This window comes from Litorilinea aerophila, from assembly GCF_006569185.2.
Taxonomy (GTDB): Bacteria; Chloroflexota; Anaerolineae; order Caldilineales; family Caldilineaceae; genus Litorilinea; species Litorilinea aerophila.
This window is the reverse complement of the sequence record NZ_VIGC02000005.1, coordinates 93,918-120,875: the sequence shown is the minus strand read 5'-3', so window position 1 is coordinate 120,875 and position 26,958 is coordinate 93,918. Positions and strand designations below refer to the sequence as shown.

The 26,958-nt window shown below is 66.7% G+C and carries 22 protein-coding genes; 12 read left to right on the top strand and 10 right to left on the bottom strand.

The window, feature by feature from the left end:
• Positions 1–72: 72 nt before the first annotated feature.
• Both FKZ61_RS04990 and tsaE read left to right on the top strand, forming a co-directional pair.
• On the top strand, positions 73–2,589 hold the full coding sequence (locus FKZ61_RS04990) for a sugar phosphate nucleotidyltransferase (protein WP_141608976.1): 2,517 nt from the start codon (positions 73–75) through the stop codon (positions 2,587–2,589).
• A gap of 8 nt (positions 2,590–2,597) precedes the next feature.
• A complete protein-coding gene (gene tsaE, locus FKZ61_RS04985) occupies positions 2,598–3,161 on the top strand; it encodes a tRNA (adenosine(37)-N6)-threonylcarbamoyltransferase complex ATPase subunit type 1 TsaE (RefSeq protein ID WP_141608975.1) in 564 nt (187 codons plus the stop codon).
• A 177-nt stretch (positions 3,162–3,338) separates the two neighbouring features.
• On the opposite strand, the gene yqeC is transcribed toward tsaE, so the two are convergent.
• From yqeC to ssnA, 4 genes are read right to left on the bottom strand one after another with little or no spacing between them, the layout of a single operon-like run.
• Positions 3,339–4,712 carry a selenium cofactor biosynthesis protein YqeC gene (yqeC, locus tag FKZ61_RS04980; protein WP_141608974.1) on the bottom strand — a complete coding sequence of 458 codons (1,374 nt, stop codon included), beginning with the start codon at positions 4,710–4,712 and terminating at the stop codon, positions 3,339–3,341.
• Positions 4,713–4,719: 7 nt separating this feature from the next.
• Complete coding sequence (locus FKZ61_RS04975; protein ID WP_141608973.1) at positions 4,720–5,838, bottom strand: trans-sulfuration enzyme family protein; 1,119 nt, start codon at positions 5,836–5,838, stop codon at positions 4,720–4,722.
• A 4-nt stretch (positions 5,839–5,842) separates the two neighbouring features.
• Positions 5,843–6,514, bottom strand: coding sequence for an NADPH-dependent F420 reductase (gene npdG / locus FKZ61_RS04970; RefSeq protein WP_141608972.1), 672 nt, complete (start codon positions 6,512–6,514; stop codon positions 5,843–5,845).
• Between the two features lie 49 nt (positions 6,515–6,563).
• The gene (gene ssnA, locus FKZ61_RS04965; RefSeq protein ID WP_141608971.1) at positions 6,564–7,919 is read right to left on the bottom strand and encodes a putative aminohydrolase SsnA; all 1,356 of its coding nucleotides are present in this window, start codon (positions 7,917–7,919) and stop codon (positions 6,564–6,566) included.
• A 660-nt stretch (positions 7,920–8,579) separates the two neighbouring features.
• On the opposite strand from ssnA, the gene FKZ61_RS04960 reads away from it, so the two are divergent.
• Positions 8,580–9,518: an NAD-dependent epimerase/dehydratase family protein gene (locus FKZ61_RS04960; protein ID WP_141608970.1), complete on the top strand. Its 939-nt coding sequence runs from the start codon at positions 8,580–8,582 to the stop codon at positions 9,516–9,518.
• Positions 9,519–9,535: 17 nt separating this feature from the next.
• Positions 9,536–10,489 (top strand): glycosyltransferase family 4 protein, encoded by a 954-nt coding sequence (locus FKZ61_RS04955; RefSeq protein WP_170199281.1) that lies wholly within the window; start codon positions 9,536–9,538, stop codon positions 10,487–10,489.
• Between the two features lie 129 nt (positions 10,490–10,618).
• Here the strand turns inward: FKZ61_RS04955 and FKZ61_RS04950 are convergent, their stop codons facing one another.
• A complete protein-coding gene (locus FKZ61_RS04950) occupies positions 10,619–13,516 on the bottom strand; it encodes a LysM peptidoglycan-binding domain-containing protein (RefSeq protein WP_170199279.1) in 2,898 nt (965 codons plus the stop codon).
• 226 nt (positions 13,517–13,742) lie between these two features.
• Positions 13,743–14,906, bottom strand: a complete 1,164-nt coding sequence (locus tag FKZ61_RS04945; RefSeq protein ID WP_141608967.1) for a DUF3048 domain-containing protein — start codon at positions 14,904–14,906, stop codon at positions 13,743–13,745.
• Between the two features lie 453 nt (positions 14,907–15,359).
• Here FKZ61_RS04945 and FKZ61_RS04940 point away from each other — a divergent pair, with 453 nt between their 5' ends.
• The 8 genes from FKZ61_RS04940 to FKZ61_RS04905 all read left to right on the top strand — a co-directional run bounded on the left by FKZ61_RS04940 (position 15,360) and on the right by FKZ61_RS04905 (position 22,785).
• The gene (locus tag FKZ61_RS04940; RefSeq protein WP_141608966.1) at positions 15,360–15,599 is read left to right on the top strand and encodes a hypothetical protein; all 240 of its coding nucleotides are present in this window, start codon (positions 15,360–15,362) and stop codon (positions 15,597–15,599) included.
• Positions 15,596–16,162: a hypothetical protein gene (locus FKZ61_RS04935; protein WP_141608965.1), complete on the top strand. Its 567-nt coding sequence runs from the start codon at positions 15,596–15,598 to the stop codon at positions 16,160–16,162. Before FKZ61_RS04940 ends, FKZ61_RS04935 begins: the two co-directional genes overlap by 4 nt.
• 49 nt (positions 16,163–16,211) lie before the next feature.
• The gene (locus FKZ61_RS04930) at positions 16,212–16,838 is read left to right on the top strand and encodes a hypothetical protein (RefSeq protein WP_141608964.1); all 627 of its coding nucleotides are present in this window, start codon (positions 16,212–16,214) and stop codon (positions 16,836–16,838) included.
• Positions 16,839–16,946: 108 nt separating this feature from the next.
• Complete coding sequence (locus tag FKZ61_RS04925) at positions 16,947–18,257, top strand: zinc ribbon domain-containing protein (protein ID WP_141608963.1); 1,311 nt, start codon at positions 16,947–16,949, stop codon at positions 18,255–18,257.
• 9 nt (positions 18,258–18,266) lie between these two features.
• Complete coding sequence (locus FKZ61_RS04920) at positions 18,267–19,004, top strand: hypothetical protein (RefSeq protein ID WP_141608962.1); 738 nt, start codon at positions 18,267–18,269, stop codon at positions 19,002–19,004.
• Positions 19,005–19,013: 9 nt separating this feature from the next.
• Positions 19,014–20,234, top strand: a complete 1,221-nt coding sequence (locus FKZ61_RS04915) for a glutamate mutase L (protein ID WP_141608961.1) — start codon at positions 19,014–19,016, stop codon at positions 20,232–20,234.
• Positions 20,235–20,262: 28 nt separating this feature from the next.
• Complete coding sequence (locus tag FKZ61_RS04910; RefSeq protein WP_141608960.1) at positions 20,263–20,910, top strand: response regulator; 648 nt, start codon at positions 20,263–20,265, stop codon at positions 20,908–20,910.
• A gap of 30 nt (positions 20,911–20,940) precedes the next feature.
• Positions 20,941–22,785 carry a glycosyltransferase family protein gene (locus FKZ61_RS04905; protein ID WP_141608959.1) on the top strand — a complete coding sequence of 615 codons (1,845 nt, stop codon included), beginning with the start codon at positions 20,941–20,943 and terminating at the stop codon, positions 22,783–22,785.
• A gap of 336 nt (positions 22,786–23,121) precedes the next feature.
• Here the strand turns inward: FKZ61_RS04905 and FKZ61_RS04900 are convergent, their stop codons facing one another.
• From FKZ61_RS04900 to FKZ61_RS04885, 4 genes are all read right to left on the bottom strand, one after another.
• A complete protein-coding gene (locus FKZ61_RS04900; protein WP_141608958.1) occupies positions 23,122–23,958 on the bottom strand; it encodes a TIGR02452 family protein in 837 nt (278 codons plus the stop codon).
• A gap of 147 nt (positions 23,959–24,105) precedes the next feature.
• Positions 24,106–24,705, bottom strand: coding sequence for an RNA 2',3'-cyclic phosphodiesterase (gene thpR, locus FKZ61_RS04895; protein ID WP_141608957.1), 600 nt, complete (start codon positions 24,703–24,705; stop codon positions 24,106–24,108).
• A gap of 41 nt (positions 24,706–24,746) precedes the next feature.
• A complete protein-coding gene (locus FKZ61_RS04890) occupies positions 24,747–25,841 on the bottom strand; it encodes a hypothetical protein (protein ID WP_229964145.1) in 1,095 nt (364 codons plus the stop codon).
• Between the two features lie 72 nt (positions 25,842–25,913).
• A complete protein-coding gene (locus tag FKZ61_RS04885) occupies positions 25,914–26,615 on the bottom strand; it encodes a thioredoxin family protein (protein ID WP_170199277.1) in 702 nt (233 codons plus the stop codon).
• Positions 26,616–26,958: the final 343 nt, after the last annotated feature.

Sequence of the window (26,958 nt, the reverse complement as noted above, 5' to 3'; positions counted from 1 at the left end):
CCCTCCACCCACTGTGCTCAAGTGGGTGGGTCGTTGGCCAGCCCCTGGCACAAAACCCGCAAAGGAGGATCCATGAAAGCTGTCGTCATGGCCGGCGGCGAAGGCTCTCGCCTTCGCCCTCTGACCGTTGGGCGCCCCAAACCCATGGTGCCCATTGTCAACAAGTCCGTGATGGCCCACATCCTGGATCTCTTGAAAAACCACGGCATCACCGATGTGGTGGTGACCTTGCGCTACATGGCCTCCACCATCCAGGACTTCTTCGAGGACGGCCGGAACCTGGGCATGCGGCTGACCTACGTGGTGGAAGAATCGCCCCTGGGCACGGCCGGCAGCGTCAAAAACGCCGAGCGCTACCTGGACGACACCTTCCTGGTCATCAGCGGCGATGCCCTCACCGACTTTGACCTGGGCCGGATCATCCAAACCCACCGGGAACGGGAAGCCCTGGCCTCCCTCACCCTGACCCACGTGGCCAACCCCCTGGAGTTCGGCGTGATCGTCACAGGGGAAGATGGGCGCATCCTGGGCTTTCAGGAAAAGCCCAGCTGGGGCGAGATCATGTCCGACACGGTAAACACCGGGATCTACGTGCTGGAGCCGGAGGTGTTGGAGATGATCCCGTCGGATGTGGCCTACGACTTCTCCACAGATCTCTTCCCGCTCTTGCTTCAGAAGAAGCTCCCCCTCTACGGCTACGTGGCCGACGGCTACTGGTGCGACGTGGGCACCATCGAAGAGTATCGCCGGGCCAATGCCGACCTGCTCTTCGGCAAAGTCAAGCTGTCCAGCCCCATCGGCCAGCACGTGGGCGGGGGCATCTGGGTGGGGCAGGACGTGGAGATCGCGCCCAGCGCCCAGCTCTTCGGCCCCATCTACCTGGGCAACGGCGTCAAAATCAAGGGGGATGTAACCATCTACGGTCCCAGCGTCATCCGGGATTACACCATCGTCGATGCCTACACCCGCATCGAGCGCAGCATCCTGTGGCGCAACAACTACGTGGGCGAAAATTGTGAGCTGCGGGGAACGGTGGTGGCGCGCCAGTGTAGCATCAAGTCCAACGTGGTGGCCTACGAAGGGGTGGTCATCGGCGATAACAACGTTCTGGGCGAGGGCTGCGTGCTCCATGCCGAGGTGAAGCTCTGGCCCCACAAGGAGATCGAGGCCGGGGCCACGGTGAAGGACAGCATCATCTGGGGCAACCAGGGGCGGCGTTCCCTCTTCGGCCGCTTCGGCGTCACGGGCGTAGTCAACGTGGACCTGACGCCCGAGTTCGCGGCCAAGCTGGGTGCTGCCCTGGGCGCGACGCTGCCCAAAAACAGCTACGTCGCGCTCAACCGGGACATCCACCGCTCCTCCCGCATGCTCAAACGGGCCCTGATCAGCGGACTCCCCGGCACCGGGGTCAACGTGTGGGACCTGGGCACCGTGGCCATCCCCGTGTTGCGTCACTTCGTGCGCAAACATGCCAACACCTCGGCCGGCATCCACGTCCGCCTCAGCCCCTTCGACCAGCGGGTGGTGGACATCCGCTTCATCGACCACAACGGCCTGAACCAGAGCAAGGCGGCCGAGCGGGCCATCGAGCGCAGCTTCTTCCGGGAGGACTTCCGACGGGCCTACCTGGACGAGATCGGCCTGATCCAGTACGCCAACCGGCCCATCGAGGAGTACACCGAGGACTTCCTGGCCCACGTGGACGTGGACCGCATCCGCCAGGCCCATTTCCGCATCGTCATCGATTACTCCCACGGGCTGGCCGCGGATACCCTCTCCCACATCCTGAATAAGCTGGGGGTGGATACTGTCCCCCTCAACGCCCGCATGGACGAGACCAAGCTGGCCATGCTCCAGCACGAGTTCCACGCCAACCTGGAACGGGTGGCCAAAATTGTGGGCGTCCTGGATGCAGACATGGGCATTCAACTGGATGTGGGCGGCGAGAAGATCTTCCTGGTGGACGAACATGGCCGCATCCTGGACGATCTCACCGCGGCCGCGCTCATGGTGGAGCTGGCCCTCTACGCCCACCCGGGCCGCACGGTGGCCGTCCCCGCGACCATGCCCAACGCCATCGACACCATCGCCGCCTGGCATGAGGGGCGGGTGCTGCGCATCAACAACAACCTGCACAGCCTCATGACCACCGCCCAGCAGAGCGACATCCTGCTGGTGACCGACGGCACCGGCAACTTTATCTTCCCGCCCTTCCAGCCCGCGGTGGATGGGATGATGGCCGTGGCCTGCCTGCTGGAATACCTGGCCGTCCGGCAGGCCCCCCTAAGCGAAGTGGTGAGCTATCTGCCGCCCATGAACCTGGTCCGCCATCTGGTCAATTGCCCCTGGGATGCCAAGGCCCGGGTCATGCGGGAACTCCACAGACAGCACACCGTGAACATCTCCGACAACATCGACGGACTCAAAATCTGCCTGGAAAACCAAGAGTGGGTCCACATCGCCCCCGATCCGGATCGGCCCTATCTGGAGGTAGTGGCCGAGGGGCAAGACCCCGAGCGGGCCCAGCAACTGGTGAACCAGTTCAGCGCCCAGATCCAGGCCCTGATCGAAACTGTAAACCAGCCATGACTGAGACCATGCACACCTCTGTTACCCATCCCTACGCAGTCGAAACCCACAGCGCAGCCGAGACCCAGGCCCTGGGCCACCAGCTGGGCAGCCTGGTCCAGGCCGGCCACATCATCGCCCTGCGGGGCGACCTGGGCGCCGGCAAGACCACCTTCACCCAGGGGCTGGCCGCGGGCATGGGCATCACCGCCCGGGTGACCAGCCCCACCTTCACCCTGGTCAACGAGTACCAGGGCCGGGGCGGGCTGCAGCTGATCCACGTGGATGTCTATCGGCTGGCCGATACGGCCCCCGAGCTGGACGCAGCCACCTTTGGCCTGGAGGAAATCCTGGACAGCGCCGGAGAACCGACCAGCCTCAGCGGGCAGGCCAGCGGGGCCGTGGTGGTCATCGAATGGGCGGACCGGGTGGCCGGAATGCTGACGGACGATCACCTGGCCGTCAACCTGGAAGCGACCGGCGATAGCCCCGACCACCGGCGGATCGTCCTGACGGCCCACGGCCCCCACAGCGCGGCCCTGCTCCAGGCCCTGGCCCAGCGGGTTCCATCGCTGCGGCCACAAATTGGGTAGTAAATCCCGGCAGAAATTCGCCGATAGTATCCAGCACAGGCAGTGCGCCCAGAGGGCACCCGGAATTTCTGCCGGGGTATTTACGCCAGGCTGTAGTAGCACCGCTGTCACGCATCCTTGCGTGATCTACGGCCCCAGGAATGCCGGGCAATCGGGCCAGAGGACCCCGGCGCCCGGTCACCGAAGGCGGGCCAGATCCTCGGGTGTGTCCACGTCCTGGAGCTCTTCCGGCTGCACGGGGATGGTGGCTGCCTGGTGCTGATGACGACGCAGCACCTCCCGGCCGCCCACATCCCCCTGGACGGCCAGCAGCTCGGGCCAGAGGGCCCGGTCGAAGAGGGCCGGGGCGCCCCGGATCTGACCATCCACCCGGGGAGTGACCAGGGGAGCGCCTGCCTGCCAGCAGCGATACATCTGCCGCAACAACCGAGACGACAGCAAAGGCTGATCCACGGGCAGAAAGAGGGCCGCCTGGATGGCCTCGTCCAGGGCCAACAGGCCGGCCCGCATGCTACTGGCCTGTCCTTCGGCCCAACGGGGATTGGGAACCAACCGCAGGCTTGTGCCGGCCACTGCCTGCCAGGACGCCAGGGCCGCCTGGACCTGCTCCCCATGGGCTCCGGTGACCACCAGCACGGCTGATGGCCCGGCCGCCAAGACCGTCCCCACAGCGCGAGCTACCATGGGCTCGCCGTCCACCGGGACGAGCTGCTTGGGGCGCCCCATGCGCCGGCCTTCTCCTGCCGCCAACACAATGGCCGCCCAGGGAGCCCACCGCTCCAACACCGGCTCCTCCTCTTGGGCCACGGCAGCCACCAGGGACGCCTGGCCCAGGCGAAGCAGGCAGGCGGCGGTCAGGCGCCCCAGGACCAGGCGGCAGATGTCGTCCGCCTTGTTGAGCAGGGGAAGCAGGCGGGCCGTGGGCGGTCTATGCCTGGCCCCGCCCGCTGGATGAACCAGGAGCCGGGCCAGTTGCGCCGGCGTCAACCGAGCGGACATCCCGGCATCCAACCCCAGCAGCTTCCGCACCTGTTCGGGCCGGTGGACATGGTCCCCGTCCACCGGTGCGCCCACACCATCCAGCCCGGCCACCGGCACCAGCAGTGTGGTCATGGGCGGCACCACAGGCTCGTGGGATGCCGGCGCCTTCACCGGCAGGCCACGGCTGCCGTCGGCTTCCACCAGGATGGCCGTCACCGCCAGTGCCCGCGCCACCGTCCACAGGGCCTGAAATTGCCCGGCCGTCAGCCCCCGCCACTTCGCACCCACCCGAGGTCCGACCAACAGGCATTGGCCATGGGCGACCAGTCGGTCGGCTATCCCGTCTGCCGGCGGACCCTCGCCCTCCGCCAGGCACAACAGGCCGGCGTAGCCCTGGGTTTGGGCCACGCCCAGGTGGGTGGTGGTGGTCACAATGACCCGGCTGCCCTGGGCCACCAGTTCCCGGGCCAGCCGAAAGAGGGCCGTACTTTTGCCGCCGCCGCCCACAAAGCTGACCACGTGGGGAGTCTCGGGCGCCAGATCCAGCCGGAGGGCACGCCAGAGTTCCATGGTCGCGTCAACCCAGGGCCTGGGCCAGGTCGGCGATCAGGTCGTCGGGATGCTCCAGGCCGACGGAAAGCCGCAGCAGGTTGGGCGGCGTGGTGGATGCAGGGCCCTCCACCGAGGCCCGATGTTCGATGAGGCTTTCCACACCGCCCAGACTGGTGGCCCGGGTGAAGAGGCGCACCCGGCTGGCCACGGCCATGGCTGCGTCGGCGCCGCCGGCCACCTGGATGGAGAGCATCCCGCCGAATCCCTGCATCTGGCGCGCGGCCACGGTGTGTCCCGGGTGACTGGCCAGTCCGGGGTAGTGGACGGCCTCCACCCGGGGGTGCTCCTGCAGGAAGCGAGCGACTGCCAGCCCGTTGTGGCAGTGGGCCCGCATGCGGTAGGGCAGGGTGCGGATGCTGCGCAACAAGAGCCAGCAGTCGAAGGGCGACGGCACTGCGCCCCCCGTGGCCTGGATCTCACGGATGCGCAGGAAAAAGTCGTCCTCCTCCCGGGCGATGAGGGCGCCCCCCAGCAGGTCGCTGTGTCCCCCCAGGTACTTGGTGGTGGCGTGCATGGCCAGATCGGCGCCCAGGCTCAGGGGCTGTTGCAAAACCGGCGTGGCCCAGGTGTTGTCCACCACACAGCGCGCACCCACCCGGTGGGCCATCTCGGCCACCGCGGCAATGTCGGTGATCTTGAGCAGGGGATTGGACGGCGTCTCCACCCAGACCAGCCGGGTTTGCGGCTGGATGGCCGCCCGGACCTGCTCCAGGTCGGCCATGTCCACGGTGGAGACCGCCAGGCCCCAGGGGCGGAAGATTTCCTGGGCCAGCTTACGGGTGCCGTAGTAGACATCGGCCGGCAACAGCACGTGGTCGCCTGGCTGGAAGGCCTGCAGCACAGCCATGGTGGCCGCCATGCCAGAGGAGAAGGCGGCCGCGGCTGCCCCCCCTTCCAACTGGGCCAGGCACTGCTCCAGGGCCTGGCGGTTGGGATTGCCGCTGCGGGTGTAGATGTAGCCGTGGGGATACGCGCCGTCGGCATCCCGCTCGAAGGTGGTGGAAAGATGGATGGGCGGCATCACCGCGCCGGTGGCCGGGTCCACCTGGCGACCAGCGTGGACCGCCCGGGTTTCCAGCTGCATGGCCTCAGCCCTCCCGGGGGATGCCGGTGATGCGGATGCCGCTGCCCTTGACCTTGTAGCGGATGTTGATCCCGATCAGCAACGCGGTCAACCCTTCCACCACGCCGGCGTTGGCCAGCGGCCCCGCGTCCACGCCGAAGAGGCCGGCCGCGCGCACTAGCTCCAGGGCCTGCTGCCGGGCGGCCTTGTCGTCGCCCACCACCAGCACATCGCAATCCGGTTCCCAGCTCAGGTCCTGGAGGTGATCGGCGGCGATGTTCTGGAACGCAGCCACCACCCGGACGCCCTCCCCCAGTTGGGCCTGGGCTTCCTGAGCTGCGGAGCCGGCCGGCGGATGCCAGACGACGCTCACCCGGGGCGGCTTGAGGGGCACGCCCACGGTGATGAGGATCTTGCCCTGGCAGGCGTCCCCGATTTGCTGGAGGGTGGCCTCCTGGGCGCTGTAGGGGACGCTGAGCACGACCACGTCGGCGGCCTGAGCCGCTTCTGCGTTGGTGGCGCCGGTCAGCGGGGCGCTGCCTGGGGGCAGCCGTTCTCCCAGGCTGGCACTGACCGTGGCGGCCTTCTCTGCGCTGCGGCTGCCGATCACCACGGGGTAGCCGGCCCGGGCCCAACGCAAGGCCAGGCCGGACCCCTCGGCACCGGTGCCGCCAATGACGGCGATGGTGGGTTTCATGTAAGTGGACTCCTTGACTGAAGATTAAAGATTCAAGATTGAAGATTCCCTACGGAAACATCTCCCAGTAGCGCTCCCATGTCTGGGCAGCCAGATGGCGACTGCACGCGGTGATTTGGGCCTCGTCCAGGGTGAGGAGTTTCCGGTTGCGCATGAGCACCTGGCCATGGGCGATGGTGCTGTGGACATGGCCACCGCTGACGCCAAAGAGCAGATGCCAGGGCAAATTTTCGGGGGTGAGGGGAGTTGTGGGGTAGTAGTCCAACAAAATGAGGTCTGCGTAGGCTCCGGGGGCGATGATGCCCAGAGGTTTCTCGAAGAAGACCTGGGCCAGCCGGCGGTTGTGGTGGATAGCCATGCGGACCACCTGGTCCGCGCCCAGGTAGCGGGGGTCGCCGTGAGCGGCCTTCTGCAGTAGATCGGCCACCTTCATTTCGGCGAACATGTCGTTGCTGAAACCATCGTTGCCCAGGCAGACCGGGACACCGCCCCGCAGGAGGGTGGTGATTTCCGCAGTGCCCACCGCATTGTTCATGTTGGAGCGGGGCTGATGGCTGACGAAGGAGCCCACTTCCCGGATCAGGGCCATCTCCCAGGCGTCGATGTGGACGCAGTGGGCCAGGATACTCTCGGGCGCCGCGATGCCGAAGTCTACCAGGCGCTCCACCACCCGCATGCCCGATCGTTGCAGCGTCTCGTATTGATCCACCGGGTGTTCGGCCACGTGGATGTGGAACCGGTTGCTGTCCGCGATGGCCGCCTCCAGGGTTTCATCCGAGAGGGTAAAGCTGGCGTGGAGGCCGAAGGTGGCGGCCAGCCGGGTGGCCAGGGGGGAGGTCGGGTCACTCTGCCGGGCCTGGGCCAGACGCCGGGCGAAGCGGACGTTTTCCCGGATTCCGGCGGCCGCGGCCTCGGGGCCATCCCGGTCGGTCACTTCGTAGCAGAGCACAGCCCGCAGCCCGCTTTCCACCACGGCCTCGGCAATGGCGTCCAGGCTGCCGTCGATGGCCCGCTGGCTGGCGTGATGGTCGATGAGGGTGGTGGTGCCGTTGCGAATGGCATCCACCAGGCAGACCTGGGCGGAGGCGCGCACCCCGTCCAGGTCCAGGGCTTTGTCCAGCCGCCACCACAGGCGTTCCAGAATCTGGGGGAAATCCGCTGGGGGCGGGCCGGGGATGTACATCCCCCGCGCGAAGGCGCCGTAAAAATGGGTATGGGCACAGATCTGGCCGGGCATGAGGAGCAATCCCTCAGCATCCCACTGCTCCTCTTCAGGGTAACGACTCCGGAGCTCCTGGCTTTCGCCCACGTCCACGATGCTGTCCCCCTGGATCAGCACCGCGCCGGATTCCAGGACGCGATCCTGGTCGTCGAATGTGAGAACAACCGCATTGTGAATCAGCATACTTGATGGACCTCCGGCCAGGTCTTTTCCATGAAAGGCGCGACGCAACGGCCTCTGATTGTACCCAGGAGCGAGAAGATGGCCAAGCTCCGGGAGTGGAGTCAAAAAGGCTTTCCCCAAGTGAAGCGCTGCATCGCTTCGCTAGAACCCCAATAGAACACCGCTAGAACCGGAAGAAAGTTTCAGCCGTGTGCTGGCTAGATGCTGGGGGGACACCGCCCCGTGGGTATCAGGGCGCAACCTCAGGGTGTTGGCACAGCAACAACCTTATTATATCGAAAATTTGCCGAAAAGATCGTGCTGTATCCTGCAATTCCGCCGATTTTCAAAATTCGCAACCGGGTTGCCGACCACCGGCATCTCTGCAGGCCGAATTGGCCCACCTGTGGCGTCGTCATCCTGCCGTGAAAAAGGATGCTGCTGCACGCAGATTCAGCCTGTGGTGGAGCCATTTGCCGGAATCGGCCCTGAGCCCCATAATGCACACCAGTACAGTCTGGCGTAAAGAGCACAGCAGAAATTCCGGGTGCCCTCTGGGTGCACTCCCTCTGGTGGAACCCATCGGCGAATTTCTGCCGGGATTTACTCGGTTGAATATCAGGATAAGCCCATCGGGGCTGGCCCCCAGTGGGCGCTCAAAAACAAGCAAGGAGGCGATGGATGATTGTCATGGTAACCGGCGGTGCCGGCTTCATCGGCAGCCATGTGGCCGATGCACTCCTGGAGGCAGGCCATCGGGTGGTGGTGGTCGACAACCTGCACACCGGCCACGCGGACAATGTGCCGGCGGCGGCCACCTTCTATCAGGCGGACATCTGCGACGAAGAGCAAATGGCCGCCATCTTTCAGGCAGAGGGCATCCAGGCGGTGGTCCATCAGGCCGCCCTGGCCAACGTGCGGGAGAGCATGGCCGACCCCATCACCTACGCCCGGGTCAATGTGTTGGGCTCCCTGATCCTGCTGGAGCAGGCCCGCCAGCACGGTTGCCGCAAGTTCGTCTTTGCCAGCACCGGCGGCGCCGTCTATGGCGAAGGGGCCAGCGAGGCTGGCGACCGCCTTCCCTTCACCGAGCGAAGCTGGCCGCAGCCCAAAGACAACTACGGCGCCAACAAGCTCAGCGTGGAGTATCACCTGGACCTCTACCATCAGAACTACGGCCTCCCCTACGTGGCGCTGCGCTACCCCAACGTCTACGGCCCTCGCCAGGACAGCCGGGGCGAGGCCGGCGTGGTGGCCATCTTCGCCGACGCCATGCTGGCCCAAAAGCCGACCCGCATCACCGGGGACGGCACCCAGAGCCGGGATTTCACCTACGTGGGCGACATCGCCAGGGCCAACCGGTTGGCCCTGGAAAGCGACGCCGTGGGCATCTTCAACGTGGGCACCGGTGTCCCCACGGACATCAACACCCTCCACCGGCTGCTGGCCACCATCACCGGTTACTCCCACCAGCCCAGTTACGTCCCCCGGCCGGTCGGTGAAGTGCTGGCCACCTACCTGGATAGCAGCAAGGCCCGGCAACAGTTGGGCTGGGAAGCCCAGGTCTCCCTGGAGGAGGGGCTGCGCCAGACGGTGGAATGGTTCCGGGCGCGACGCTGAACCTTCATCTCCGACCCATGCATGTGGCCATCAACGGCTGGTTCGCCGGCCGCCTCACCACGGGAAGCGGACAATACCTGGAACAGCTCCTGCAGCGGCTGCCCCACCTGGCACCCCACCTGCGTCTTTCCCTGCTCCAGCCGGCAGGCGCAGCGGCTGCCCAGGAGGACCGCCCCGGCGTGGAGTCCATCGCCGTCCCGCTGCCCCGGCTGCCAAAAGCCCTGGCCAAAGTCTGGTGGGAACAGGTGACGGTCCCGGCGACGGCGGCGCGGCTGGGGGCCCATGTGCTCTGGGTGCCCTACTGGGCGGCACCCTGGCGTCAGCCCTGCCCGGTGGTGGTCACCGTCCACGATCTGATACCGCTGCTGCTGCCCGGCTATCGGGGCAGCCCCTTCCATCGCCTCTACACGACCCTGGTGGCCCACACGGCCCGTCGGGCCCAGGCCATCCTCACGGTCAGCCATGCCAGCGCCCAAGACATTGTCCAGCACCTGAATGTCCCACCTGAACGGGTTCACGTGGTCCACCACGGACCGAACCAGGCAGGTCCCCCCCCGGACCTGGCCCAAACGGCCGCGGTCCGCCGCCGGTACAACTTGCCGGCACGCTATTTTCTCTACCTGGGGGGCTTTGACCGCCGAAAGAACGTGGCGGGTATCCTGCGGGCCTACCGCCGTTACCTGGAAAAGGGGGGCGATCCGGCCATCCATCTGGTGATCGCCGGGGAGTTGCCCGCGCGAGACACCCCCTTCGCGCCAGACCCGCGCCCCCTGGCCCGGGCAGAGGGCATCGAGGCGCAGGTGCATTTCTGTGGTTGGGTGGCGGAGGGGGACAAACCGGCCTTGTATGCGGGGGCGACGGCGTTTCTCTTTCCCAGCACCTACGAAGGCTTCGGCATGATGGTACTGGAGGCCATGGCCGCGGGCACGCCGGTGGTGACCAGCGGCCAGTTGGCACGCAGGGACGTGTGACCGCCCCACGGCGTAGGTTCGGCCTCCTGGCCGGACATGGACACCAGGAACCGCGTACCTCTGTCACGCAGGGACGCGTGGTCGACCCACCACGTCAGAGTCCATCGTACCGGGCCGGGCTGCACCCGGTCAGGGCACAAAGCAGATCTGCTCTGGCGCCAGGGCAGGATGGTTGTAGCCGTAATGATCGGTGATCTGCCAGAGGTCGCTGTTGGCCTCGAAGATGGGCTGCACCGCTTCGCAGGCCTGGGCCGGATCACCCGTCTCCTGGTAGACCTGTAGCCACTGTTGGGTCGCCTGGCTGTAATCGCTGTCTGGCTGACCCTGAGCCAGAGCGGCTGCCGTGGCCGCGGCGGCTTCCAGGTCACCGTTCAGGGCCAGGGCCTGGACCAGGCGGAAGCTGGCCAGCCCCTGGAGCAGGATCAGCTCTTCCTCGGCCGGCAGGCCAAAGATGCTGCATGCGTCCCATCCTGGCTTGAGGGCATCCGTGTAGGCTTCCACAGCGGGACCGTAGCCCAACACATCCGCCGCCTGGAGCGCCACATCCGCCTCTACCAGGCGCAGCCCCATGCAGCGGCTGCCGGGGTTGTCCCGGTCGTAGGTCCAGCGGATGCGCTGGTAGAGGCCGCCGTCCACACTCTGCCAGATCTCCGTGTGGGGCACGTCCAGGCCTCCTTCTGGCGTACCGCTGACCCCGCCGGCCAACACCAACTGCTGGCCACTGCCCGGATCCCCTTCGGCCACAGGCTCAAAGTAGGCCGTCCCCTCGGCAATGGTAGCGCCGGGCTGGATCAGGGAGACGTAGGCGTCCTGGTCCCAGGTCCACATCTGCACCTCCCGGACGCAGAAGGTGGAGCAACCCACCACCGTCCAGGCGATGTCCATGCGTCCGTCAGCGTTAAGGTCGTCCACGGCCAGGGGCTCGGGCTGGCCGTAGATGTCTGGCTGGGCGGCCAGGGTGTAGCCGCCGTCCGCCGTGGCGTGGTAGATGAGGACCGCGCCCTGGGCGCCGTCCGGGCCAAAGCCCACGTCACTGATGATCACCGGATAGAAGATAGCATCGGATCGCCCGTCGCCCGTCAGGTCGGCCAGCACTACTGCGCCCCGGCCATCGCCCATGGCGTTGCAGAGGCGAAGCCAGTTTTCCAGGCTGGCCTGGTCATTGCCCACCGCGGTCAGGACATCAGGCAGGGTGGTGGCATAGTCGGACAGGGTGGCAGGACAGTCCGGCAACACCTGGGCGGAGAGGGGGGTCGCTGTGGGGGCTGCGCCTGCCTCCGCCGGGGCTTCCTGTGCGTCCGGCTCGGCCAACTCCAGGATGGGGCAGACGTCGCTGGCCTGGAAGGATGGATTGGTGTATCCGTAGTCGGCCAGCATCTGCCAGGATTCGGGGTGCTCGGTGGCATACTCGTTGGCGACCTGACAGGCAGCCTGGGGATCGGCGCTCTCCTGATAGGCCTGGAGCCAGGCCTGCCCCAGCTGGTCGTAGACGCTATCGGGATAGGTCGCGCCCAACTGTTCGATGTACTCGGCCGCTGCCTCGGCGTCGCCCTGATAGCTGGCCAGCACGGCCAGGCGATAGAGGCTGAAGCTGCGCAACTCATCCAGTTCGTTGGGCCGCATCCAGCATTCGATCAGGCTTTCGTCCTCCACCGCCTGGGTGTACAGCGCCTGGGCCTGGCGGAAGCCCTCCCCCGGCCCTGCCAGGAAGGCCCGGTTGGCGTCCAATACCGTGTGGTAGAGGCACTCGCTGGGGCTGTAGCTCTTTTCGGCCAGCACGTAAGGCGCCCCCTGATAGCTGGCCCAGACTTCGGTGCGGCTCCGCTGGGGACCGGCGCCGATGCTGCCGTAGATCCCGCCGTTGAGCACAATCTCCTGGCCCTGCCCCTCTGGGCTGCGATCATCCAGGGAGATCTCCGCATAGGCCATGGTGATGGTGCCCTCGGTCCAGTCGGCCCAGGTAGAGCCATCCCAACTTCGTACATTCACTGTGTCGAAGCAGGTGCTGGCGCCGCAGGTGGTATCGACCCAGACCACGTCGGCCTGGCCGTCGGCGTTGATGTCTTCCGTGGCCAGGAGACGCACCTCGCCGGCGGCCCGGGCCCGGTAGCCCAGCTGGTATCCGTCGGCGCTGCTCTGGAAGATGAGCAAATCGTTCTGGATAAAGGTGGCCTCCGGCTGGGGATTCTGGAAGACTACCACCAGATCCGGCACGTCATCGCCAGTCCAGTCGCCGGTCACGAGGCCGTTATCCACGGCGGCACCACAGGCTGCCAGGAAGGCCGAGACGGCTGCTTTTACGTCGCCGGCCTGGTTCACCAGCTCGCTCAGGCTTTCAGGATAATCAGCAAAGCGGGCCGGACAGGGAGGCAAGGTTTCCGCACCGGCCGACGAGGCAGTGGTGGTGACCGTGGCAGAGACCTGCGGGCCCGTCACCGGGGCTGTGACCGTGACAGTGCCTGTGGCCGTCGCCGTGGCAGCGGCGGTAGCCATGGCAGTGGCGGTGGGTGTGGCCGTGGCCGTGGGGGCCGGCGTGGGCGTGGCGGTGGGAACCTGGCCCCGGGCCGGGATCACCAGGATTTCCCCCCGATAAAGCACCAGGCCGGGGCGGACCGAGTTGGGGTTGGCCGCCATGAGCAGGTCCACGGGGATGTTGTACTGGCTGGCGATGGTGCTCCAAGATTCGCCGCTGCGCACCACGTGGGTACGGGTGGGGGTGCTGGCGGCGGCCAGGGGCACGAACAGCTCCTCCCCCACCAGGAGCCAGTCGTTGTCCCGCTGGGCCTGGGGATTGGCGGCCCGCAGGGTGGCCTCGTCGACGCCGGTGGTGGCCGCCACCGAGGCCCAGGAGTCGCCCTCCTGGACCGTGTAGGTGTAGCCGGCCTGGGTGGACCGGGGTTGCGCCTCGTCCTGGGCCTGGGCCGGCCTGGCCAGGGCGCCGACCAATCCGATCAGGAGTACGGCCGCCAGGGCAAGGGTGCTGGCGGTCACTGCGTAGAGGTGGGGAGCTCGGGACCTTACGTTCATGTTCGACTCCATGGTGAATGATCAGGACGGTTGAGACGGAAGCGCAAAGACGCCAGATGCCAGGCCAGGATGAGGTTGGGAGCGGTAGCCGGGTGCGGAGCTGCCCAGAAGCGCTCCCCCAAGAGGCGTGAAGTCACCCAGGAATCGGACGGTATGTGGTGCGGGATGCGTAGGCGGGTACACCCAGCTACGCAAGAGCCCACTGGGCTACTGACACCGGGCTGTCCTACTGGTAGGTAACTTCGCCCAACTCCCGGATTACCTGGATCCAGCTCTGGCCTGGCTTCAACTTCACAACGACTTCACCCGGCCCCAGCCAGCGGGGCGGGTTTTCGGGATCGGCTCGCCAGGTCCCCTCGTAGACCTGGCCATCCCGGAAGATGCGGAAGTCGCCAAAGCCGTAGAGTTCGATGTCCACGCTGCGGGTGCCCAGGCTGTCTTCCACAATGTCGGTCAGACGATGGTTGGCCACGATGACGATCACATTCTGGGCCAGGATGGGCTGATTGGTGGCCGGGTCGAACTGCTGCTGCCCACCCTGGAAGCGCAGATAGCCGCCCTGGCTGGCGTCGTAGCGCCACTCCACCTGGTTACCGCCCGGGTAGGGAATGCGGATAACGGTGGCAGTGCCGGCGGCGCCAGGTGGCGGCTCCGGGCTGAATTCAAAGCCCGGCCGGCTCCACTCCTTGGTCAGGCCCTGGTCCGCCAACCAGCGCCGAACGCCGTCGGTGCTGGTCTGCAACCGGGTGCGATAGTCGTTGCCGATGCTCTGGAAATAGACCGAATTGGAGGGATCGTCCACATCGGCATCCAGGTAGGGGAAGCCGACTTCGTTCTTGAGCAGGTAGCGGACCTCATCGCTGCCGCCCGAGCAGGCCAGCACGCCGTCGTACATGTAGGTCATCCAGATGTTGGGCAGCCGCGCCGACCGCACCGGCCCCACCCGGGACGCGCTGCGGCTCTGGTACATGGCCGTGATGCGGGTCATGGTGAAGCCATCCACGATGTACTCGTAGACCAGGTCGGCCAGGCTGAGCCCATGGTGGGCGCTGCGGCCGACGGGATCGTTGTTGATGCAGATGAAAATGGGCCGGCGGTGCAGGAATTCTTCATTCTCAGCCGGCAGGCCGGAGTAAGGGGCGATGTTGGCGGGCACAGGGGTGGGCGTGGCCGTGGGCAAAACGGCTGCCGGCTGGGGCGTGGGGGAGGCCGCGGGGGCGGCGCTGGCGGGCTGGACGGCTGCCTGGGGCTCTGCGGGCAGGGGCGTCTTGGTCGGGGTGGGTGTCGGTTCCGGGCCGGTACTTCCACAGGCACTGCTCAGAAAGAGGGCCAGGATCACCCCCAGGCCCAGGGCCATGGATCGTAGCGAAAAAGGGAAGGTTCGAAACATAGATTTCAGACACCTTTGCATTCAGACACCTTTGCATTCAGTGGATGTACATTCCATGAGTACCGCCATCGTACGTCCGTCGGTGGACGTGACGGTCACCGTCCATTGAGCTCCACAGGCCGGTGGCGACTGCATAGCGATGGGAGCTCGATAGGACGAGGGCAGCCGCTAGTATACCACAAAGCCAGGGCCATTCCCTACCGATGGGCGCGTGCCGGGTGTGTGTCCGCCATCCCCGTTATCCATGATGACGAACCCGGCCCCCATCCAGATACTCCAAACTGCCCCGCCGGATAATTCCGACTCCCCCCAGGCCGCGCGGTCCACACCCGGATGGTCCATGGGCCAGGCTATGGTACAATAGCCGAAACTGTGCCCGACCTTCCACCATCGACAGGAAACTCGAGTCCGATGTCCGCTTTCCATCCAGGATCCACACAGGATAGACCGCCCATGGGAGCCGCCGATCCTGAACCCACGCCCGAAGACGTCCTGTGGGAACGGCTGGCCCGGCCGCCCCTGGACACGCCGGCGGCCCTGTTTCTGCTGGGCCATTGGCCCCTTCGTTTCGTGGCCGGGCAGATGCTCTACCTGCTGGCCCCCATGGCCGAGCTATTGGGCTGGCACGGCTGGCGCTCTTGGGCCGAGCGCCTGAGCCGGGCCCAGGGCTCTGAGAAAGGGAAAGCGCCATGACCTGGCAACCCACCGAGACCGGTCTGGCCACCACCTGGCAGGTGGCCATCGAGGCGGAGCTGGAAGCCGGCAGCCAGGCCGTGCTGGGCATGGAAACCGGCCCGGGCATCCTGGAGGGGGTTGTCCCGCTGTTGGCCCTCCAGATGCTGGCGGAGCGGCGCACCGATCCTACCCGGCCCCTCCTGATGGCAGGCGGAACAGGACCAGCCTGGCTGGCGGCGCTGTTCACCCCACCCCACCAGAAGCCACCCGCCTCCCCCAGGGTGAACGTCCTTTTCGCCGGCCCAGATGTGGCCACGTGGCTGGCCAGCCATGCCTTGAGCGCAGGCAGTCGTCCTCGGGCGTTCCAGCCCCAGCCCACCGCTATGACAACGGCCATGCACGACTGGCTGTTCCCCCATCAGGCCGCCCTACCCACTGGCCGGCGAGAGACCTTGCCCTGGTGGATCGTGAACCGGCCTACCGCGTCCCCCCCGGATGCCCCTGATCCCGCCCAGGATTGGCTGGCCTGGATCAGCATGGTGGCTGTCACCCTGCTCCTGCTGCTGGCCCTCGTGGCCTGAACCCGATCATGGGAGCGATGATACCGACGACGCCTTTTGTCGAATCAAGATGAGATCCAGTCGCACCCTCGTTGGACATTATCTCGCCCTGTTGGGGATGGCAGCGGTGGCCTTCACCATTGGCCTGGAACGGAGTGGCCTGGTGCCCGGCATCGAGACCGTCACCAACACCCTCTACCAGTGGGCGATTCTGCTGGGCGGCTTTGGGCTGCTTCTGGGCGTGGCCAACGTGGCCCTGGTCCACATCCGCCGCATCCAGGAGGGCGGCGCAGAGTGGCCCTACAGCCTGCTCCTGTTGCTCACCCTGTTGGCAGTGCTCATCAGTGGTCTGCTGGCACCGTCGGGGATCCAAAGCCCGCTGGTCAACTGGATCTTTGATGCCATCATCGCGCCGGGACAGGCAGCGCTGTTCTCCCTGGTGGCCCTGTTCATGGTGGCGGCGGCCTATCAGTACCTGCGCTTCAACCGGCCCGGCGGCCTGTGGATGCTGGCCGGCGTGCTGCTGATGTTGACGGCCCAGACCCCCATGGCCGCCCCCCGGCTGGCTGCCGGGCTGGCCGGCGCCATGGCGTGGGCACTGGATGTTCCAGCCATGGCTGCGTTTCGAGGCGTCCTGCTGGGAAGCGGCCTGGCACTGCTGGCAGCGGGTATCCGCTACTTGATCCATCGTCCCTAGTAAATCCCGGCAGAAATTCGCCGATGGTATCCACCAGAGGGAGCGCGCCCAGAGGGCACCCGAAATTTCTGCCGTGATATTTACGCCAGACTGTAATAGCAAGCAAAGATGGCCATTATTCGCTGTCCCCACTGTGGCACTGCCAACCGAGCTGGATCTAACTTCTGCAATCGCTGCGGCACCAACCTGCGGGAGGATGAAGAACGCCCCCCAGACCAGGCCCGGCGACCGTCCAGGCCTGAACCACCGGGCGCCGAGCCGCCCCCGCGCCCCCGGCTCAACCTGAACCAGCCCTGGCTGGAAAGCAGCCCGGAAGAGGAGAAAAGGTCGGACACCTCGCCCACAGCCGAGGAGGCGCAGGTCGAAGCTGAACAGGAAATCCCGGGTGGCCGGCGCCTGATCACCGGCATCCAGGGGTTGTTAGAACCGGTGCGAATCGCAGATCGGCTGGGCGAGGAGGCTGCCCCCCCAGCCACCGCGCTACCCGTTTCCCCCATCCAGGCGTTGCCGCCAGCCCTGGATCGGCAACTGCGGGCTATCCTGTCGGGGGAGCCTCGGCCCAGCGGCCGGCAGGAAACGGAGACGCCAGCCGCCATGCCCTCGCTGCACCGGCGCTGGCTCTTCTTCACCATCCTGGCCGTGGTCCTGGGCTCCCTGTTGGCGAGCGGCCGTCCCGAGGCGGTCCAGCCGCAGGAGTGGCCTGGGGTGGCCGCAGCCTACGCCGCAGTGGAGGCCCTGCCCCCGGATGCGCCGGTGTTGGTGCTCTGGGCCTACGATCCGGCTACCGGCGGCGAGCTAAATCTGGTGGCGCGGCCGGTGGTGCAACACCTGTTGGAGCGGGGCGCCCGGCTGGCCGTGGTGAGCCTGCTGCCGGGCGGGCCGCCCAGCGCCACCCGGGTCATCGAGCAGGCGCTGCAGACCTTGCGCCGGGATGCCAGCCGGCTGACCCGGCCCGAGGGCAGGCTGCTGGGCGAGCCGCTCTTCCTCTCCGGTGGCCTGGCCGCCCTGCCCCTGGCAGGTCAGGAGCTGACAGCTCTGCTGCCGGGCGTGTGGCCTGAAGCCGGGGGCAGGCCCACCCCGCCGGCCCTGGGGATCGTCCTGGCGGCCCAGACGGAGGATGTGCAGCAATGGCTGGAGCAGATCCAGCCCCGCAACGGAGTGCCCCTGGTGGCGGCGACCAGCGCGGCAGCCGATCCGCTGCTGCGCCCCTACCTGGACAGCGGCCAGCTGGTGGGGTTGGTGAGCGGCTACGACGGCGCTTACAGCTATGCGAATCTGTATGCCCGAACACGCCTGCTGGCGGAATCCCCCGCCCTGGCCCCGCAGATCCGCGGCCAGCGGGGGGCCTATCTGGCCATGCTGGCCGTGCTGGCCCTGGGAAACCTGGCTGCCCTGGTCGGCCGGGAGACGGGAACCTGAGTGGAGACCATGGAGGCCCTGGCAAACGACGTCGGCACCTGGGTTGGCCTGCTGCTGACCCTGATGATCCTGAGCGAGGTGGTGGGCGACAACGCCCTGGCCCGGGCGGCCCAGTCCATTCTGGTGGGCGCGGGCCTGGGCTATGGAGCTCTGATCACCTGGGAGCACGTGTTGCAGCCCCGCCTGCTGGCCCCCCTGGAGCAAAATCCCGGGGCCGTGCACCTGTGGGTACCCTTGTTGCTGGGGATCCTCCTCTGGGTGGCCGGCGGCATGGCCATGCTCCAGCCCGCAGACCGGGTGGGGGAGCCGGCGCCCTGGTGGCGCACCCTGCTCTACGGCGCCGGGCGGATCCCGGTCCTGTTGCTGCTGGCCACTACCCTGGGTGTGGCCCTGTTTGGCGGCTGGCAGGGAACCCTGGTGCCCCAGTTCTGGCACGCGGCCCGCATTGCCTTTGGCCAGCAGACCGGTGCCCAGATGGTGGGCGGCATGATGACCCTGCTGATCACGGCGGGCACCCTCCTGGCCCTGCATGTAGACAGGCGACGTCACCTGGCCCAACAGCCCGTTTACGTCCGGCGTCTGCTGCAGGGCTGGATATGGCTGGGGGAGCGGGCCCTGTGGTTTGCGGCCGGGCTGCTCTTCGCCCGGCTGTTGGCTGCCCGCTTCAGTTTGCTGATCGACCGCCTGGCGTATCTCCTGGCCGGCATGGAACAGCTCGGCCTGGGCCGGTGGCTGGGCCGTTTTTGAGGTGACGCCATGAGCACGGCAACACCGTCGGCGGAACGGCTGACCGAAGGGCCCACAGGCCCCATCCTGATCCTGTCTGTGGAACGCGGCCAGCTCCAGGCCGGGCTCCTGGTGCTGGCCAGCGGCACCTACCAGCTGGTGACCCAGCAGCGGGTGGCCCGACAGGCAGAGATCCCGGTGACCGAGCAACTGGGCGAGCTCATCCAGCGGCTGGGGGAACCCCTGGGATGCCGCCTCTGGGATGCAGAGCGGGGACAGCCCTGGCTGCACAGCGACGATCCCATCCGCTTTCCGCCCCTGGAGCAGGTGGCCATCGCCGCCAGCCTGGCCGACCATCCCCGGGTCCACCTGATCAGCCTAACCGGGCATGTCAGCGGCGCGGCCGCCCTGGAAGCCCTGGCTGAAAGCCCGGCGCAACTGGTGGGCCACACAAGCCTTTCCCCCGACCTGACGTCTGCCAGCCTGTCCCAGGCCCTGGCTGCCACCCGGCCGGATGCGGTTATCATAGCAGGCGGGTACGAACAGGCGGGGGAGGGAATCCGCCATTCCCTGCGGGAGCTCTGCCGCCTGGTGGGCCAGGCCTTGTCCCAGGTGCCGGGGGTCTGGCGGCCGGCCGTCCTCTACGCTGGCGCGAGCAGCGTTGCCCAGGATGCCGCCGGGCTACTGCAGACCCGCAACGGCGTCGCCGTGACTGTGGTGGAGAACGTGGCACCCGGGCCGGGCCAGATCCGGACGGTGGGGATCACCGCCGGTCTGCAGCAACTGTACACACGGCTGTCCCAGGCCAGGCCGGGCTATCCCCAGCTTGCCCAGTGGGCCAGCAGACGGCCAGCCGGTTCGCCGGCCCGGGTTCTTCCTGTGGAGACGGCCTTTGTGCATCTGGTGCAGCTCTGGCAGCTCGTCCAGGGGCTGCCTCGGCTCCACGGCGTTCTCTGCGATGAAGCCGGACAGAGCTGGCGTCTGCATGTTTGGGCAGAAGAGGAGCGGGTCACCCTCCGGTACGTGGCGGCGCAGACGCCGCTTCAGGCGTTGACGGGCTGGCCCCCGGTGCGCCTCCTCTGCGGGAACTGGCCAGCGGCTGCTGGGCCGGCACCGGCGGCAGCATGGTGGGATCCCACCCGGCTGGCTCCGGCCGTGGCCTGCGTGGGGCAGATCTTTCCCCTGGTCACCGTGCACGTGCTGACCAGTTCAGTCTGGCGTCAAGCCCAGGGGGAAAACCCGTTGGCGTGAATCATCTTTGGAAAGAGCGGCAATCATCATGGAACAACCCATTCGTATCCTGGTGGTGGACGATCACCCCATCGTGCGGGAGGGGCTGGTGGCCGTCCTGGGCACCCAGCCCGATCTGCGGGTGGTCGGCGAAGCGGACAGCGGCGCTACGGCCGTGGCCAGGGCGGCAGCGCTGGCGCCGGATATCGTGTTGCTCGATCTGGAAATGCCCGACATGGACGGTGTAGAGGTCCTGGCGGCCATGCGGGCACGGAACCCGGCGCTGCGCGCCATCGTTTTTACAGCGTTCGACACCGACGAACGGATTTTGGCCACTGTGCAGGCCGGCGCCCAGGGCTACCTGCTCAAAGGTGCGCCCCGGGAAGAGCTGTTCCGGGCCATTCGGGTGGTCCACCAGGGGGGCTCACTGCTCCAGCCGGTGGTAGCCTCCAAGCTGTTGCGCCAGGTGAGTGCGCCCTCGACCTCACCCCTGGCCGAACCCCTCACCGCCCGGGAGATGGAGGTCCTGGAGGCTCTGGGACGGGGTCTCCAGAACAAGGAGATCGCGGCCGAGCTTACCATTACCGAGCGCACCGTGAAGTTCCACGTGAGCGCCATCATGGGGAAGCTGGGCGCGGGCAACCGGACCGAAGCCGTTGCCATTGCGGCCCAGATGGGGTTGATCAAACTCGCCTGAGTCTAAAATTGAAGCGGACGCACCTTGAACGTGAAGACTGAAACGGATGTGTGGGACGCCCTCTGGCGCCGGGTGCGGATGCGGGTGGATCCGTACCTGCTTCTTCTGCTGGGGCTCAGCCTCTTTGCCCTGTCTCCCCTGACGGCACCGGGCTATTTTTACGAAGCCCACGACGGCCGCCACAGCGTTTTCTACCTGCTGATGTTCGATGCCTCCATCCGGGATGGCGCCCTGTGGCCCCGGTGGGCCATGCATCACATTCAGGGCTACGGCTACCCCACCTTCATCCTCCAGGCGCCCCTGGGCTTCTACCTGGGGGAGCTGTTCATCCTGTTGGGCGCGGGCTACACCCTGGCGGCCAAGCTGACCTGGGCGGTGGGGTTTCTGGCCGGCGCCTGGGGCATCTACCGGCTCCTCTGCCACTGGCTGGAGTCATCCCTGGGTGGGGAACGACCGGCCAACCAGATGGCTGTCCGCCTAGCAGGGGTGGTGGCCGGCCTGCTCTACGTTTATGCGCCCTATCACCTGGTGGACATCTACGTGCGGGCGGCGCTGAACGACTCCCTGCTGCTGGGGTGGTTTCCCTGGGTCTTCCTGGCCTTCGACCGGCTCATCGCCCTGGGCGATGCCCCCGGCTGGCCGCGACGGCTGGCCCTGGCCATCCTGGCCCTGGGCGGTGTGCTGTTGACCCATACCTTCGCCCTGTTGTCGTTTCTGCCCCTGCTGATGACCTTTGTGCTCTTCCGGCTGGGGATGCTCTGGCTGAGCCCCGCCAACCGGAAGCTGGCGCCATTCCTGCTGGCCGGCGCGGCCGGGGTGGGTGGCCTGTTGCTCACCGGCACCTTCCTCCTGCCCCTGCTGGCCGAGGGCCCCTACCTCCAGCAGCAGGTCTACGTCACCAACACCTACGACTTCCGCAACCACTTCATCCAGCTCGGCCAGTACTTCAGCCCCTTCTGGGGCTATGGCTACTCCGACGATCCCCAGGGGGCCAATGACGGCATGAGTTTTCAGGTGGGCCTGGTGCCCCTGGTGATGATGTTTGTGTCCGTCACCCTGCTCTGGCGACGGAAGGAGTTGGGGCGGGAGACCCTGGGGCTGTTGGTCTACCTGCTGGCGGTGACCGTCGGCTTGCTGTTTGTCATGACGCCGTGGGCAGCGCCCCTCTGGGAGGCCTTCCCCCCCCTGGCGGTGATCCAGTTCCCCTGGCGGCTGCTGGCTCTGGTGGTGTTCACGAGCAGCGCCCTGGGCGGCCTGGTGGTCTGGCGGCTGGCCAGCGACTACATGAGCTACAGCGAGGAGGCCCGGGGCGGTGTGCTGGTTCTGGGGCTGCTGGTGGCCTTTGCCAGCTACTCGTACGTCTACGCGCAGTTACAGCCGGTGGAACCCTGGCGGGAGGATGGCCGCGCGGTCTATCGCTTCGAAGAGGAGCACCCGGACATGATCGCGTACACCCAGTGGGTCCAGGAGCCCTTCACCCAATCGCCCATGAGCCCGGACTACGCCGCGGAGGACTACCGGGAGGACTACAGCGAAAACGGCCGCCTGACCCGCCTGAGCATCGTCCAGGGTAGCGGGGAAGTGGTGAGCCAGTACAGCCGCGGCTCCAGCGCAGGTGGCGTGGTGCGCCTGGATGGCCCGGCCACGGTGCGCATCCATCTCCTCTATTTCCCCGGCTGGCAGGTCTGGGTGGACGGTATGCTGGTGCCCCATCGGGTCTCGGATCCCTACGGGCTTATCGAGGTGGATGTGCCGGCAGGCGAACACCGGATCGACGTGCGCATGGGCGCCACTCCGGCCCGCCGGCTGGGCACGCTCCTCTCCTGGGGGATGGTGCTGGTGGTGCTGGGGCTGTGGTGGTGGCCACGCCAGTAGCCGCCGGTGCCAGGCTCAGGCGGATGCCAGGACCCCGTCAAAACGGCCGCTTCTGGCGGGCCGGAGACCCGCCCTACGCATCCATGGCACCCCGTCCGCGGGAAGGTGACCCTTGCCGTAGGTGCGGTCTCCAGCCGCACGATTGCACCAGCCCCGGTAGGGCGAATCATGATTCGCCCCAATTGACCCCAGGCGGGTGAAGGCACGGCGACGAATGCACAGCTGCGAGCTGCGCTTACGACAGGGCACCCATTCCCGCAAGCCCGCCCGCTGTCGCCAGGCCCCGGTAGGGGCGGGTCCGTGACCCGCCCGATTGCCGCTCTCGCAGGAGAGCCATCACCCGAACAATTCCTCAAACGGCCCGATGTAGCGCTTTTCCTCAGACCAATCCAGGATGGCGAAGATGATGCGGCGGTAGGCCCCCTGGAAATTCTCCGTCAGCGCCCGGTGGAACAGGGGGGCAATGTCCCGACTGTCGTTGCCGAAGGCGCCACAGCCCCAGGCGCCCAGCACGAGGCTGTCGTGGCCGTGCTGCAGCCCCACCGCCAGCACCTTGAGGATGCGGCTCCACATGGCCGGCAGGATCGCCTTTTTGCGACCTGGCGCATACTTGCGCAGCGCCCGGGCGTTGACCGCCGGTGCGGTGATGATGCCGACGGTGTAGGGCTCCTCCAGCAGGGAGCCGTCGTCCCCACGAAAGACCGGCACCTCGGGCGAATACAGGACGTAGTCGGTGTATAGGGCGTTGCGCTGGGCCCGGTGGAAACCATACATGGGGTTGTCCCGGAGGCAGGCGTACAGGCCGGAGGAACGGGCCAGGTACTCTTCCTGGGCCAGGGCGCCGTTGAGAAAACCGCCGCCTGGACGGTTTGCAGAGGCAAAGTTGAGGGCAGCCGGATGATGGCCCTCGTCCAGGAGCAGGCGGGCAGCCGCCAGGGTGCTATCGTTGATCACCTGGATGCGGGTGGCGTGGGGGCCCGGCTGCGCCTCGGGCAGGGAGACATCCGGCGGATAGGAAACGGTCCCCTGCACAGCCCGTTCCAGCTGTTCCCCAATCTGCACCGTCCGGCCCGAGGGGGCAACGTACTGGCCGGCTTCCAGGATTTGGACGGCCTGGTGCCCATACTCCCTGGCGAGATCTCTAGAGATGCGGGTCTGGTGGGGCGTGGTCATGGGGAGCCTCCTTCATGTCCTCTCTGGTTTCTACGGTGGACTCATACTGGGAAAAATGGCTTATCTACCACAAATGTGTGCTATCCACCCCCAGCTTCGCAGGGAACCAAACAGGTTCGCACACATTGGGGAGATGAGCTGCAAAAATTACGGCGCCTGCAGGCGAAAGGTCCCCAACACGGTATAGATGGGGCCACCGGGCCGCAGGTCGCTGCGCATGTGGACGATCTCCTGCACTGGCCAGGGGATGCCCGGTGGCTCGCCCCGGGCGGCCAGGGCAGCCAGGATCTCGCCGGCCCGGCGCTGGGCCTGCCGGTCCGCCTGCCGCTGGAGGCGGGCGATGGTGAGGTGGGGCGAAAAAGGACGCTCCTCTGGGACAAAGCCGACCTCCTGGGCCGCCTGTTCCACTTCGGCCTGGAGCGCGCCCAGGGCCTGGGATGCGCCCTGAATGCCCAGCCAGAGCACCCGGGGCGCCTGCCAGCGGGGAAAACAGCCCACCCCGGACACCGTCAGCCCGAAGGGCCCATACCCGGCCACCACCGCGGCCAGGCGAGCCGCCAGTTGAGCCTGCTGGGCCGACGTGGTCTCGCCCAGGAAGCGCAGGGTCAGGTGCATCTGTTCCACCGGCGTCCACCGGAAAACGTCGGCCAGCCCCTGGGCGGCCAACCGGGCCCGGACCTGTTCCTGGCGTCGCTGGACCTGGGCCCGGGCGGCAGGTGGCAGTTCAATGGCGATGAAAGTGCGCATGGGTCACATCACGAGTCAGTCTGGCTTCAACATCATCGATACTAACGACGGCGTCCACCCCAGTAGCGGTCCAGGTAGCGGTCGAAGTATCGGTCCCGCTGTTCCCGGGAGCGGAGATAGATGATCACTGTGACCAGCCCCAGGGTGCCCAAACCGCTGGCGCTGAGGAAGGTCAGGCAGAGGAGCAAGAGCATGAGATTTTGGGTGTTCAGGGCCAGCAGGCCATTGAGCCCCTGGACGGGCAGGGGGGTGGCTGTGGGCCAGGGGGTAAAGGCCGGCGCCACGGCCAGGGCCGCGGGCGTGGGGGTGGCGGTAACCACCACGTAGAGGGGCGTGGGCGTAGGTTCCCCCACAGCTCCCCTTTCCACCGGCGATTCAGCCATCGCCGGCACAGGCAGAACGGCTACGGGACTCTCGGAAACGGGCGTGGGCGTCCAGGTCGGCGTTTCGGTCGGCGGCCCAGGCACAAAGGTGGGGGTCGACGTCGGGGTGAAAGTCGGCGTCGGGGTGAATTGGGCCAGGGCGGCTGCCTGGGCCGTTGCCTCGGCGTCGGACATGGGGCTGTTGGAGATGGGCGTGGCCGTGGGCGTGATCAGGGGCGACTGGCCCGGGAAGGTCGGCGTGGGCGTGGCCGGCGTCACGTCTTCGCCGCCCACCACGATGGTGGTGGGCGTAGGCGTCACATCGGCCTGGCCGATCTCGGCGCTCTCTGGGGTGACACCTGGGCCGTAGCCGCAGACGTCAAAGGCTTCCCCCGGGGTGCCGTCGGTGGTCACTTCCCGAATGCGAAAGCAGTAGCGCCGGCCGTAGACCAGGCCGCTGGTGACGTTGAAGTTGTAGACCGCGCCCCGGTCTGGCGCCCCCTGGGCGATGCGGGAGCCAATGGCGTGGTACTCGCTGTCCGGCTCGCCCTCTTCCTTGCACAGGATCTCGAAGCCAGCCAGATTGAACTCTCGGGCGGTGCTCCACTCCAGCAGGACTGCATTTTCGGTGGACGTGGCCCGGAAGTAGTTGAGTTCAATGGCGGCCTGGAGGGGCCAGATGGAAAGCACCAGGATCAACAGGGCGATCCCGGAGAGCAGGAAGGGACGGCTTCGGCGGCGAAGGCCGATTCCGGCTCCTGGATGTGTCTCCATCCTGCTGTGCGGCTGTTGACTCACGCCGTATCCTTCCCCCGTGTCGTGCCCAAATCTCGGTTACATCCCAATTCACCCAGACGGATCTTCCGCCGTCCCATCTTCGCCCTCCTCTTCGGCGGTCGATTGCCAGCTTTCCAGGAGGGAGCGGATCTCCGCCACGCAGGCATGGTTGAGGCCACTATTGTACCAGACCCGCATCTCCCAGGTGAGGCAGTCCAGCAGATGGCCATAGGCATCCTGGGCTTCAGCCGACTCATCCTCCGCCAGGGTCTCATATTCTGGATGACGCTCCAACCATGCTTCCAGATATGGTTCAGCGGCCTGGGGATGGGGCCCCCACCGGTCCTGATATTGCCACTCTTCATCGAAAAGGAGCAGCAGGGGCAGCTCTACATCGGCCAGATCCTCCGTCAGGTCCAGGTCGTCGACCAGGGGCGCCAGCAGGGAGAGATCGTCTGTGTCCCGCCAGATGCGCAGGTCGATGCGGGGCGAGCACTGGGCCAGCCGCATCCAGATGGGGAGCACGATGGCCGTATCCGGCGTGTCCTCGGAGACCAGGGCAATCCAGTGGAGGACATCCGGATAAGCGTTGAAGAAGTGCTGATCCTCGGGCAGGAGGCGAACCTCCTGCAGGCGGCTGTGGATTGCCCGGCCGGCGCAGGTATCCTGGGACAGATATTCTGCCGGCGTCAGGGCCATGGTGAACGCCAGCGCTTCCCCTCGCAGGGGCAGGGCGGTGACGCCCGAAGCCTGATCTTCTCCCACAGGCATCAACTCTCCGTTTCTGGATAGCTCGGGTCCTGGATTGCTCCGGCCCTGAATTGGGTAGACATTGGGAACCGCAGGGTGGAACACCCCGCCCCATGGCGGCATTGTATCACAGGTGTTTCAGCCAGGCACAGGCTGCCACAGGGAAAAAGAGACAGCCAAAAACGGGATCAAATTGACGAATTGTCCAAAGCATGTTATGTTGCCACCTGTGTGTCCGGGGCCGGGTCGCCGCTCCAGCAGCCGGCTATCAGGGTCCCTGGCGCGCATTCCAACCGCCATGGACTTCGACGCGTTGCCCCTCCCACGCGTTGTGTTTGGAACGATCAGAGAGGGAGCCTCTGTT